This is a genomic window from Micromonospora sp. C97 (assembly GCF_018070385.1).
Classification (GTDB): Bacteria; Actinomycetota; Actinomycetes; order Mycobacteriales; family Micromonosporaceae; genus Micromonospora; species Micromonospora parva.
In genome coordinates, this window is sequence record NZ_JAGPXU010000017.1 from 41,040 (window position 1) to 53,496 (window position 12,457).

The window sequence follows — 12,457 nt, forward strand, 5'->3', positions numbered from 1 at the left end:
AGATTCTGCTCACCCGAGCGCCCTTCTCTGAGGGGCCCTGTTCTCTGGAGGTAAAGAGAACGTGAGCAGACTCCGAAACCTGAGCCGGCGCACCTCAGCCGCGCTCTTCGCGTCGGTCCTGGCGGCGAGCGCCGCGACCGCCGTTGGCGGTGCCGCCACCGCGGCCGCCGCTCCCGCCACCACACCTGACGCTTCCCCGGCCACCGCCGCCGAGACGCTGGGCGCGCACGACGCCAAACTGCTCGGCGAGGCCCGCGCCAAGAAGGCCCCGACGGTCACCCTGATCGTCGCCACCGAGAAGGGTGAGGCGGGGGACGTCGCCGACAGCCTGACCAAGCTCGGCGGGACGGTCAGCCAGCGGCAGGACCGGGTCGGCTTCGTGCTGGCCAAGGTCCCGACCGACAGCGTTCTCAAGGCGGCGCGGCTGCCCGGCGTCTCGGCCGTCGACCTGGACGAGGTCATCCAACTGCCGGACCCGACCCCGGAACGCACCACCACCGGCACCGCTGGCGCTCGGCAGGCCACCGTCGGGGCGCCGGGAGCGACCACCCCGGCCGACAACCCGTACATGCCGACGAACGAGACCGGCGCGGTGGCGTTCACCGCGGCCCACCCGGAGTGGGACGGCCGGGGCGTCACGATCGGCATCATGGACTCCGGCGTGGACCTGGCCCACCCGGCCCTGCAGCAGACCACCACCGGCGAGCGCAAGATCGTCGACTGGGTCACCGCCACCGACCCGCTGGAGGACGGCACCTGGCGGCGGATGCAGGCCGAGGTCGCCGGCCCGTCGTTCACCATCGCCGGTGGCACCTGGACGGCGCCGGCCGGCGCGTACCGGTTCAACCTGTTCAGCGAGTCGGTGACCACCAACAGCGACGCCCGGGGTGACGTCAACCGCGACGGCGACACCACCGACACCTGGGGTGTGCTCTACGACCCGGCCACCAACAACATCTGGGTGGACGCCAACCAGAACCTCAACTTCACCGACGACCCGATCATGCGGCCGTACAAGGAGAAGTACGACATCGGCTACTTCGGCACCGACAACCCGGCGACGCCGGTCGCCGAGCGGCAGCCCTTCGTCGTCGAGTTCCGCAAGAACGTGAACACCACGCCGATCGGGCTGCCGGGCACCTACGACTACGTCAACATCGGCATCGTCGAAAGCACCCACGGCACCCACGTCGCCGGCATCACCGCCGCCAACGACATGCTCGGCAACGGGGCCTTCGACGGCGCCGCGCCCGGCGCCAAGCTGGTTTCCGCCCGCGCCTGCTCCTGGGGCGGCGGCTGCACCGCGGCCGCCCTCACCACCGGCATGATCGACCTGGTGGCCAACCGTAGCGTCGACATCGTCAACATGTCGATCGGTGGCCTGCCGGGTCTGAACGACGGCAACAACGCGCGGACGAACCTCTACAACGAACTGATCGAGACGTACGGCGTGCAGTTGGTCATCTCGGCCGGCAACTCCGGCCCGGGTCTCAACACCGTCGGCGACCCGTCGGTCGCCAGCAACGTGATCAGCGTTGCCGCCAACATCAGCAAGGACACCTGGCTGGCCAACTACGGCTCGGTCGTCAAGAAGAAGAACGCTCTGTTCAACTTCTCCTCCCGCGGCCCGCGCGAGGACGGCGGTTTCAAACCGAACATCGCCGCCCCCGGCTCGGCCATCTCCACCGCACCGACCTGGCAACTCGGCGCCCCGGTCCCCGAGGCCGGGTACGCGCTGCCGCCGGGCTACGCGATGCTGAACGGCACGTCGATGGCGTCCCCGCAGACCGCCGGCGCGGGCGCGTTGCTGCTGTCGGCCGCCAAGGCCACCGACCGGGGCGTCAGCCCGGCGGCGCTGCGGCGGGCCCTGTACAGCTCCGCCAAGCCCATCGCGGACGTGCCGACGTACGCGCAGGGCTACGGCATGGTCAACGTGCCGGGCGCCTGGCAGCTGCTGCGCCAGGGCGTCGAAACCCGGTCGTACGTCTCCGACGCGCCGGTCTGCAGCCCCCTGGCCAACCAGCTGACCATCTGGAACGGTGTGAAGTTCGTGCCGAACCCGGGTCGGGGCACCGGCGTCTACAACCGCTGCGCCGCAGCCGAGGGCGGCCACAAGGTCGGCCAGAGCAAGACCTACCAGGTCAAGCTGACCCGCACCAGCGGCCCGGCCGGCACCATCAGGCACGACGTCACGCTCCAGGGCAACGACGGCACCTTCAAGGCACCGAAGACCGTCGCGTTGCCGCTCAACAAGACCGTCACCATCAGCGTCACCGCCAAGCCGGCCACCGAGGGTGCGCACGGGGCGATCATGCGGATCGACGACCCGGCCACCAACGTGGTCGACTTCGAGGTGTCCACAGTGGTGGTGGCCTCGAACGACGTGAAGAAGCCCAGCTTCTCGTACGCCAACGAGGGCTCGGTCGACCGGAACGGCTTCACGTCGTACTTCGTGACGGTGCCGGAGGGCGCCAAGGCCCTCCAGGTGAACCTCTCGGGGATCGCCACCGGCTCACAGACCCGGTTCATCGCGATCAACCCGCTGGGTGTGCCGGTGGAGGCCACCACGAGCACCGTCTGCTACACCAACTTCTCCGACGTCAACGTCTGCAAGCCGCAGGAACGTGACTACCAGAACCCGCTTCCCGGGGTCTGGGAGATCGAGGTGGAGTCGCGGCGCACGTCCCCGGCGCTGAACAACCCGTTCAAGCTCCAGGTGCGGGTGCAGGGCCTGACGGTCGAGCCGGCGCTGGTCGAGCTGCCCAGCGTCGAGGCCGGCGAGCCGACCCCGGTGAGCTGGAACGTCACCAACGCCTTCGGTCCGGTCTCGGTCAGCGGCCGCAGTGGCGCGCTGACCGGTGTCCGCACCGAGCGTCCGACCATCACCGAGGGCGGCCCCAACCAGGAGTGGACCGTCGAGATCCCGGCGGGCACCTCGACGTTCACCGCCCGGATCGGCAACCCCGCGAACGCGGGCGCAGACCTGGACCTGTTCGTCTACCGGGGTGCCACCGAGGTCGGTCGGGCCGCCGACGGCGACTCGGAGGAGGCGGTGACGTTGAACAACCCGCCGGCCGGCACCTACCGCGTCGTGGTGGAGCCGTACGGGGTCGACGGGCCGGGCACGAGCACCGCCTACGACTACTACGACGCGTTCGCGTCCGCGTCGCTGGGCACGATCACCGCTCCGGCCGTCGCGGTGCCGCTGATGCACGGCGAGTCGGCCACCATCACCGGCACGGTGACCGCGGTGGCCGTACCGGCCGACGGGCGTCAGCTCTCCGGTGAGCTGGCGATCGTCACGTCCGAGGGCGCGATCGTGGGTCGCGGCAACGTGTCCATCGGGGCCGTGAACTGATCCGCTGGTAACGCCGGCAGGAGCCCGTCCCCATGTTCGGGGGCGGGCTCCCGCGTGTCAGGGTGGGTGGTCAGGACCGGTGGGCGCTCTCCACCACGAACGGGGTGCCCTGCTGGCAGGTGGTCATCATGCCGGGCTCCACCCGACCGGTGACCTCGACGCGTGCGCCCGGCGTCAGCACGTCACGCGGGCCACCGAGCAGCAGGTATTCGCCGAGCAGTACGCACCCGGGCTCCACACCGCTCTGCACGGTGCCGCTCACCGTGGTGGCCCCGACGCCCGGCGGCGTGCTCGGGCCGCCCGGTTTCGGAGTCTTTCCTCCGGGCGGCGGGGTGGGGGTGACTGTCGCTGGCGAGACGGTCGGGTCGGGCGTGGGCTGGCTGGTCACCGGCTGCGCTCCCGTCGGGGTGGAGGTTGGTGTGCCGCCCACCCCGCCCTGGTTGCCGCAGGCGCTCAGCGCCACGCAGACAGCAAGCGCGGGGACGGCGAACCGAAGAGTCCTCATGCCGAATCTGACGTACGCCGACCCGAGTTCGTTCCCGTGTTCAGCCGCGCGCCGCAGCGGCCTTCATGTCCCGCTTCAGCTCCTGCGGCAGCGAGAACGTGAGCCGTTCGTTGGCGGTGGTGATCTCCTCCACGTCGGCGAAACCGCGCGCGGCGAGGTGGACCAGCACCTCCTGGACCAGGTCGTCCGGGACGCTCGCGCCCGAGGTCAGGCCGACGGTGGTGGCGCCCTCCAGCCAGGCGTCGTCGATCTCGTGCGCGAAGTCGACCAGGTGACCGGCGCGGGCGCCGGCGTCCAGGGCGACCTCGACCAGGCGCACCGAGTTGGAGGAGTTCGTCGAGCCGACGACGATCACCACGTCACAGTCGGCGGCGATCTCCTTGACCACGTGCTGCCGGTTGGAGGTGGCGTAGCAGATGTCGTCACTGGGCGGGGACTGCAACAGCGGCAGCCGCTTCTTGAGCCGGGCCACCGTCTCCAGCGTCTCGTCGACCGAGAGCGTGGTCTGGGAGAGCCAGACCACCTTCTCCGGATCACGTACGGTGATCTTGTCGGCGTCGTCCGGGCCGTCCACCAGCTGGATGTGCGCGGGGGCCTCACCGGCGGTGCCGATGACCTCCTCGTGCCCCTCGTGGCCGATGAGCAGGATGTCGTAGTCCTCGGCCGCGAAGCGCCGCGCCTCGTGGTGCACCTTGGTGACCAGCGGGCAGGTCGCGTCGATCGCCTTCAGCGAACGCGCCTTGGCCTGCTCGTACACCTCCGGCGCCACGCCGTGCGCGGAGAAGATGACGGTGGCGCCCTCGGGCACCTCCTCGTTCTCCTCCACGAAGATCGCGCCCTGGGCCTCCAGGGTCTGCACCACGTGCTTGTTGTGCACGATCTGCTTGCGCACGTAGATGGGGGCACCGTAGAGCTTCAGCGCCTCCTCCACGGTCTGCACCGCGCGGTCGACACCCGCGCAGTAGCCGCGGGGCTTGGCCAGGAGCACGCGCTTGCCGGTCCGGTGAGTCGCCTGAGCCTCAGTCACCACCCCATCGTACGTGCCGGCTTTCCCACCGGCAGTGGGCCGCGACCCGCCCAGAGCCCCGGTGATCAAGAGGTTTGCGTCAAAAACGCGCCCAGCACTGACGCAAACCTCTTGATCACCGGGAGGGTCCGTAGGGTGGGCGGGTGAGCGGAGACGGGCGGGTGGGGGGCGGCGGGGCCAGCAGCGCTGAGGAGCCCTGGCCGGTACGGGTGGTCAGCCAGAAGGTGGGGGCCTGGATCGCCAAACTGGGCTGGGTGTGGGTGGACGGGCAGGTGGCGCAGATCAGCCGTCGCCCCGGAGCCAGCACCGTCTTCCTCACCCTGCGCGACCCGTCGGCCGACCTGAGCCTCACCGTCACCACCAACCGGGACGTCCTGGACGCCGGCGCACCCGAGCTGCGCGAAGGCGCCCGCGTGGTGCTGCACGCCAAGCCGGAGTTCTACGCCGCCCGGGGCACGCTGAGCCTGCGCGCCGACGAGATCCGCCAGGTGGGCCTCGGCGAGCTGCTGGCCCGGCTGGAGAAGCTCAAGAAGCTGCTCGCCGCCGAAGGACTCTTCGACCGCGCCCGCAAGCGTCGGCTGCCCTTCCTGCCCGGCCGGATCGGGCTCATCACCGGTCGCGCCTCGGCGGCCGAACGGGACGTGCTGACCAACGCCCGACGGCGCTGGCCGGCGGTCGAGTTCCGGACGGTCAACGTGGCAGTGCAGGGCCCGTCGGCGGTCCCGCAGATCGTCGACGCGCTCAAGGTGCTGGACGCCGACCCGAGCATCGATGTGATCATCATCGCCCGGGGTGGCGGCGGCATCGAGGACCTGCTGCCCTTCTCCGACGAGGCGCTCTGCCGCGCGGTGTTCGGCTGTCGTACGCCGGTGGTCAGCGCGATCGGCCACGAGACGGACGCGCCACTGATCGACTACGTGGCCGACGTCCGCGCCTCCACCCCGACCGACGCGGCCAAGCGGGTCGTCCCCGACCTCACCGAGGAGGTACGCCTCATCGGTCAGGCCCGACACCGCCTCGAACGGGCGGTGCGCAACCTGGTCGACCGGGAGACACACCGGCTCGACGGGCTGCGGTCCCGGCCGGTGCTGGCCCGGCCGCAGGTGATGGTGGAGCACCGGGCGACCGAGCTGACCGCGTTGCGGCAGCGGGCCGGCCGATGCCTGGAGCACCGGCTCACCGCCGCCGAGGATGACCTGCGGCACACCCTCGCGCGGCTGCGCGCCCTGTCCCCCGCCGCCACCCTCGACCGGGGGTACGCGATCGTGCAACGCGCGGACGGCCAGGTGGTCCGCGCGGCGGCGGAGGTCGGCAAGGGCGACCCGCTGCGGGTACGCCTGGCCGACGGCGAGCTGGCCGCCACAGTCGATGGCTGAGTGGCGACGCGCCGCAGCGGGGAGGGGTGTGCTGAGATGAACGCGATGACTGACGACACGAAGGCCGGGCCGGACGAGCGGCTCAGTTACGAGCAGGCCCGCGCCGAGCTGGCCTCGGTGGTGGAGCGGCTGGAGGCCGGCGGCACGTCCCTGGAGGAGTCGCTGGCGCTCTGGGAGCGCGGCGAGGCGCTGGCGGTGATCTGTCAACGCTGGCTGGATGGCGCGCGGGCGCGGATCGACGCCGCCCGGCAGGAACCAGCTTCCTGACCGCCGGTGGGGCGGCCGGAGCCGCCCCACCGGGGCAGGTCAGTTAAACAGGCTGTACAGCTCGGCCGGCGCCTCGACGACCTGGTCCGCCGGCGGCTTCTGCGCGGCGGTGGCGGCACCGTAGTCGGAGTACGTCATCTTGATCTCCTGGGCGGCGGTCTGCCCGGCGGCCGGCAGTTGCAGCACCAGCTCACTGAGCCGGCCCTGCGGGTCCACCTTCGCGGTGAACGGGACGGTCTTCGCCTGGGTGCCGAGCGCGGCGATCGTGGCGGCGTTCAACGAGCCCGCCTCGGCGGCCTTGGTGACGTCGATGGTGCCGGCGTACGTGCCGGTGCCGGTGCTGCGGACCTCGGTGATGCCCTGGGTGAGCACCGCGCTGCCGGCCGGGTCGACCTTGTCGAAGTCGAAGCCGAGGTTGCGGTTGCCCTTGATCCGGTTCTGGTCCAGGTGCTGGTACTTGCCGAGGTTGAGCTGCTTGATGGCGGGCAGGCTGTTGGCGGTGGGGCCGGTCAGCTCCAACTTGACCCAGCTGTCCGGCTTGTAGTGGATCACGTCGAGCTTCATCGCCAGGTCGGACGAGGGACCACCGATGGCGATCTTCAACGCCGCGCTCTGGCTCGGCTGGTGCACCAGCCCCTCCGCCGTCGAGCCGGCGCCGGCCAGCGTGAACCGGAAGTTCCCGTTGCTGATCTCCTTGGTGGAGTCGAGCAGGGCCTGCTTGGCGTCGCCCGCCACCGGGGCACCGGACGGGCTCGCCGTGCCGGACGCCGTCACCGTCGGGGACGGCGTCGAGCCGGTGGTGCCGGTTCCGCTGGCGCAGGCGGCCAGTGCGGGCGTGATCAGAGCGGCGGCTACCAGGCCGGCGCCAAGTCGTCGAACAGTCATACGTGTCTCCCAAGGGGGTCACCCGACGACCTGGACGGCGCCGGAAACCGGGCGACGCAGCAGCACCGTCGGCTGCGTCGCGCGATCCGGGCCGAGCAGCGCGCCCGGATCACCCCCTCCTTGTTCCCTGTCGAGGCGTCGGACAATCACCCTTCGGGCTGGTTGCCCAGATTCGGCGCCGGCGGGTCCATCGACCGCCGAGGTCCCCTCAGCGCAGTGAGCCGGCCAGTTCGCGTAGTTCGTTGTCCCGGGCGTCGCCGACGACGATCACCGTGCGGGTCGGCTCCAGCAGGACCAGCGCCTGTTGGTTGCCCCGCGCGGTGTAGAGCTGCCAGGTGCGCCCGGCCAGCTCGGTGGGGCCCTGCGGCTGGCCCTGGCTGGTCAGCTCGGCGGGGAGCAGACGATCCGCCGGGACGCTGCTCTGCAGCAGTTGGACGCCTCGCCCCTCCGGGGTGAGGTAGCCGAGTCGCAGGCTCGCGCCGTTCTCGACGGTCTGGTAGCGGGCGCTGACCGTCTTCCAGTCGGAGCCGAGCCCCTGCGGCTGGCTCACCGGGAAGACGTTCGCCGACCGGGCCTGCTCGATCGCGGGCGCCGGATCGACGGTGGTGGCCTGGTCGCCGCCGAGGAATCCCCGGTAGAACGCCAGCAGGAGCGCGATCGGGACGAGCAGCACCAGCAACGAGATCGCCATGTCCTTCGGCGACCGCTCGGACTTGCCGGCCGCCGCCGCTGGCGGCGGGGTCGGGGTCGGATCGGTCGCGGCGGGCTCACCACCGGCGGGGACGTCGGCCGGCGGCTGACCGTCGGGCGGCGTGCGGTCGGCGGGTACGCGGTCGGCTGGCTGTGCGGGTTCCACCCCGCTATCTTCGCAGCCGCCCGACCGGCGGTATCCGGGCCATCACCGCCCCGCGCCGACGCCCCGTCGGCCATCGTGTGAGGATCAGCGACAAAGCCGGCGGTGGGGGCCTCCCCGCGGCCGGTCGTCCCCGCACCGTCGCGAGGAGGAGTAGCCGTCATGACGAACACCAGGACGCGGATCCCACAGGATCTCGACCGTAACCTTGCCCTCGACCTGGTCCGGGTCACCGAGGCCGCGGCGATGGCCGCCGGCCGGTGGGTCGGTCGGGGCGACAAGGAGGGCGGCGACGGAGCAGCTGTCGACGCGATGCGCAAGCTGATCAACTCGATCCAGATGCGCGGTGTGGTGGTGATCGGCGAGGGCGAGAAGGACAACGCCCCGATGCTCTTCAACGGCGAACATGTCGGCGACGGCACGGGCCCGGAGGTGGACGTCGCCGTCGACCCGGTGGACGGCACCACCCTGATGAGCAAGGGCATGCCGAACGCCGTGGCGGTGCTCGCCGTCTCCGAGCGGGGTGCGATGTTCGACCCCAGCGCCGTGTTCTACATGGAGAAGCTCGCCGTCGGGCCCGCGTACGCCGACGTGATCGACATCAACGCCGGGGTGGCGGAGAACCTGCGCCGGATCGCCAAGGTCAAGGGCACCGACGTCTCCGAGGTGACGGTCTGCGTGCTGGACCGCAGCCGCCACGACGACCTGGTCACGCAGATCCGCCGGGCCGGGGCGGGTATCCGGTTCATCTCCGACGGCGACATCGCCGGCTCCATCGCCGCCGCCCGGGGCGAGTCGGACGTGGACGTGCTGATGGGCATCGGCGGCACCCCGGAGGGCATCATCTCCGCGTGCGCGCTCAAGTGCATGGGCGGTGCGATGCAGGCCAAGCTCTGGCCGCGCGACGAGCAGGAGCGGGAGAAGGCGATCGCCGCCGGGCACGACCTGGACCGGGTGCTGGGCACCGATGATCTCGTCACCGGCGACAACTGCTTCTTCGTGGCGACCGGGGTCACCTCCGGCGACCTGCTGCGCGGCGTGCGGTACCGGGCGGGCGGGGCGTACACCCAGTCGATCGTGATGCGCTCGAAGAGCGGCACCATCCGGGTGATCGACTCGTACCACCGGCTGGAGAAGCTGGCGCTCTACTCCGCTGTCGACTTCGATGGTCGACCGCTGGCTGAACAGGAGTGACAGCCACCGACACGGCGACCCCGCAGACCCTGTCGGCCGCCCGTCGGATCACCGGCGTCGCGCTCGCGTCGGCCTCCGGGGTCGCGGTGGCGGTGCAGTCGCGGATCAACGGCGAGCTGGGGGTACGCCTCGAGGACGGTTTCGCCGCCGCGGTGGTGTCGTTCGGCCTCGGCCTGCTGGTGCTGCTGGTGCTGGTGCCCGCGACCCCTGGTGGCCGGCGCGGGCTGGCCGCGACCCGGCGGGCCCTGCGGACGGGCGCGTTGCGGCCGTGGCAGTGCCTCGGTGGCATGTGCGGGGCGTTCCTGGTGGCCACTCAGGGGCTCACCATCGGCACGTTGGGCGTGGCGGTCTTCACCGTGGCGGTGGTGGCCGGCCAGACCGGCAGCAGCCTTGCCGTGGATCGGGCCGGGATCGGGCCCACCGGCCGGCAGCCGGTCACCCGGCAGCGGCTGGCCGGCGCGGTGCTCACCGTGTTGGCGGTCTGCCTGGCGGTCGGTGACCGACTGGGCGACCCGGGCGCACTGGCGCTGGCTCTGCTGCCGCTGCTCGCCGGGGTGGGCATCGCCTGGCAGCAGGCCGTCAACGGTCGGGTCCGGGCGGCGGCCGACAGCGCGTTGACCGCCACGCTCGTCAACTTCGCCGTCGGCACTGTCACCCTGCTGGTCGCGTTCGCGATCGACATCGTCGTACGCGGCTGGCCCGGTGGCCATCTGCCGTCCGAGCCGTGGCTCTACCTGGGCGGCCCGATCGGCATCGTGTTCATCGCGATCGCCGCCGCGATCGTGCGTTTCACCGGTGTGCTGCTGCTCGGCCTGGCCACCATCGCCGGGCAGATCGTCGGCGCCGTGCTGCTGGACCTGGTCCTCCCCACGGCGGCCTCGCACCCCGGGGTGAACACCCTGCTGGGGGCGGCGCTGACCATGGTGGCAGTGCTGATCGCCGCGCTCGCCCCGCCGGCCCGCCGCTGAGCCGTCAGCGGGCCGGCGACGCACCTGGCGCGGATCGGCCGCCCAGGGCCCCCACGGTCGCCGTGAGCGCACCGGGGTCGACTTCGTCATCGTGCGGCCGGGCCGAACGGCGCCAGCCCGCACCACGGCACCCGGACCTCGACCACGCGCCGACCTGAGCGGCCTACCCCGACTCGGCTGACGGATCCGGCACGGAAGGCCGGAGCACCGGATGGGACGACTCCGGCGGCGCTGGGGATGTCGGGGGCGCTGGCGGCGTCCTAGACGACAGCCGATCCGGCGGTTCGAACGGGTAGGGCGGGTCGAGCGGGTAGGACGGATCGGGCACCGCGGGCGGGTGCGATGGGTAGGGCGGGTAGGGCCGATCGGGAACCGCGGGCGGGTGCGGCGGGTACTGCGGGTAGGGCGGATCGGACGGGTGCGGTGGGTATCGGTGCCCAAACGCCCGGGCCGGGTCGTACAGCCGGGCGATCCGGACGGCGAGCAGCACGCCCGGCACCAGGGCCAGCAGGGCGAGCGCCACGGCGACCCTGCTCTGCGCAGGGTTCCCGCCCAGCCAACCCACTAGCGGCACCAGGGAGAGGAGCGCGGTGAGCAGCAGCCCGGTGAGTGCCCATCCGCTCCATCGGGTCAGTGCGTCCTGGTAGGAGACCCGAACGAGCATGGCCGTCGCTGTCACGACGTTCAGGGGCAGAACGACGAACAGCAGGGCCATGCCCGTCGAGGAGTCATCGTTGCGCCCCCAGGCGCCCGCCAGCACGATCCCCGCGACCACTATCTCCCCGCTGCCGGCGACCCCCCACCAGCGCGGACCGCCCCCGCGACGGATCGCCAGATGACCAGCGAGCACGGTGACCGTAACGCCGAGGGTCAGCGCGAGCGCGAGGGCGAGCTGCAGGTCCGTGTCGCGGCTGCCGAGCCCGCCGTCCAGCGCGGGCGGCTCGGTCCAGCCTCCGTCGTCCGGTCCCGCGTGATGTCGGAAGCCGTCGCGTTGCCATCCGCCGTCCGCTCTCCGGTGCAGGATGCCGTCGCGCCCGTTGGCGACCAGCACCTCGTGGCCGCCACCGGCGGCCGGATAGACGATCAGATCGCGGGAGGCGAAGTGCCGGCGGATGTCACCTGGGTTGGCGAACCGGCGGGCCATCCCCTCGCGGCGCGCGTCCGACACCTCCCAGGCCACCTGCCAGGTCACGCCCGCGTCGTCACTCTGCTCCACCCGCAGGTGCTCGGCGACCGCCCGGTAGCACCGCTGCGGCTCGGTGGGCACACACGCCTGCCGCTGCCCGGGGCCCTGGCGGGACAACCGCTGTTCCTCGCCGTCGGCGGCGGGCCGCCAGGTGTTCCCCCCGTCCTGGCTGATCGACCATCGGCCGTCAGCCGGCCCCTCCGGCCAGGTCCGATCGTTGTATCCCACGCCGATCGAGATCGCCGGGTGACCGTCGAGCAGGGCGGTGCCCACGGCGTACGGGTACTGGTACTGGCTGGTGGCGGCCACCGCGAAGACCGCCGGTGGCAGCACCACCAGCATCCGGACCAGCCGGGCGGTCCGTCGGCGCACCGGGCGGCGACGTGACCGCCGCCAGCTCCACCAGGCCAGGCCGAGCGCCGGCAGGGTGAACAGGTCGGTCCAGTCGGCCCGGACCAGCGACGGCCCGGCCAGCACGGTCCAGGCCGAGGAGGCGAGTTCGGCGGCGTACCCACTGGATTTGACCACCGCGAACCCGGCACCCACAGTGGCCAGGGCGACGGATGCGGCCCTCCGGGCCGGCAGTCGTGGCAGCAGGAGGGTCAGCAGCACCGCGACCAGCGGTGGGGTGAGCACCAGCCCGGCGACGTCACTCAGCTTGCCGGTCACCGGGCCGGGGAAGGCCGCCTTCAGCACATGATCGTTGACCAGCAGCAGGGCCAGCGCGAACAGAGTGGCAGTGTGGCAGAGCCAGGACAGCGTGGTGGGTGCGCCGTCCTGGGGAGTGGCGGAACCCGTCATCCCCTCAGGATCGGGTCGACCTGTCTCGATCCGGGCT

General features: G+C 71.8%; 10 protein-coding genes. 5 read left to right on the plus strand and 5 right to left on the minus strand.

The genetic code is table 11. The annotated features are described in order from the left end of the window. Positions 1–61 precede the first annotated feature (61 nt). A complete protein-coding gene (locus KBX26_RS21275; protein ID WP_210866251.1) occupies positions 62–3,358 on the plus strand; it encodes a S8 family serine peptidase in 3,297 nt (1,098 codons plus the stop codon). Positions 3,359–3,428: 70 nt separating this feature from the next. Here the strand turns inward: KBX26_RS21275 and KBX26_RS21280 are convergent, their stop codons facing one another. Then, positions 3,429–3,863: a hypothetical protein gene (locus KBX26_RS21280; RefSeq protein WP_210866252.1), complete on the minus strand. Its 435-nt coding sequence runs from the start codon at positions 3,861–3,863 to the stop codon at positions 3,429–3,431. A 40-nt stretch (positions 3,864–3,903) separates the two neighbouring features. Then, complete coding sequence (locus KBX26_RS21285) at positions 3,904–4,890, minus strand: 4-hydroxy-3-methylbut-2-enyl diphosphate reductase (RefSeq protein ID WP_124770510.1); 987 nt, start codon at positions 4,888–4,890, stop codon at positions 3,904–3,906. Between the two features lie 143 nt (positions 4,891–5,033). Here KBX26_RS21285 and xseA point away from each other — a divergent pair, with 143 nt between their 5' ends. Both xseA and KBX26_RS21295 read left to right on the plus strand, forming a co-directional pair. Then, the gene (gene xseA / locus KBX26_RS21290) at positions 5,034–6,266 is read left to right on the plus strand and encodes an exodeoxyribonuclease VII large subunit (RefSeq protein WP_245233528.1); all 1,233 of its coding nucleotides are present in this window, start codon (positions 5,034–5,036) and stop codon (positions 6,264–6,266) included. Positions 6,267–6,311: 45 nt separating this feature from the next. Then, on the plus strand, positions 6,312–6,533 hold the full coding sequence (locus KBX26_RS21295) for an exodeoxyribonuclease VII small subunit (protein ID WP_030328827.1): 222 nt from the start codon (positions 6,312–6,314) through the stop codon (positions 6,531–6,533). Between the two features lie 39 nt (positions 6,534–6,572). On the opposite strand, the gene KBX26_RS21300 is transcribed toward KBX26_RS21295, so the two are convergent. Further along, positions 6,573–7,418: a hypothetical protein gene (locus KBX26_RS21300; RefSeq protein WP_030328829.1), complete on the minus strand. Its 846-nt coding sequence runs from the start codon at positions 7,416–7,418 to the stop codon at positions 6,573–6,575. Between the two features lie 208 nt (positions 7,419–7,626). Further along, complete coding sequence (locus KBX26_RS21305; RefSeq protein WP_210866253.1) at positions 7,627–8,274, minus strand: DUF4245 domain-containing protein; 648 nt, start codon at positions 8,272–8,274, stop codon at positions 7,627–7,629. Between the two features lie 159 nt (positions 8,275–8,433). Here KBX26_RS21305 and glpX point away from each other — a divergent pair, with 159 nt between their 5' ends. After that, on the plus strand, positions 8,434–9,465 hold the full coding sequence (glpX, locus tag KBX26_RS21310) for a class II fructose-bisphosphatase (RefSeq protein WP_030328833.1): 1,032 nt from the start codon (positions 8,434–8,436) through the stop codon (positions 9,463–9,465). Then, a complete protein-coding gene (locus KBX26_RS21315) occupies positions 9,462–10,433 on the plus strand; it encodes a DMT family transporter (RefSeq protein WP_307857874.1) in 972 nt (323 codons plus the stop codon). The genes glpX and KBX26_RS21315 overlap by 4 nt, the downstream gene beginning before the upstream one ends. Positions 10,434–10,596: 163 nt before the next feature. Here KBX26_RS21315 and KBX26_RS21320 read toward each other — a convergent pair whose 3' ends face one another. Next, on the minus strand, positions 10,597–12,420 hold the full coding sequence (locus KBX26_RS21320; RefSeq protein ID WP_210866254.1) for a hypothetical protein: 1,824 nt from the start codon (positions 12,418–12,420) through the stop codon (positions 10,597–10,599). Positions 12,421–12,457 lie beyond the last annotated feature (37 nt).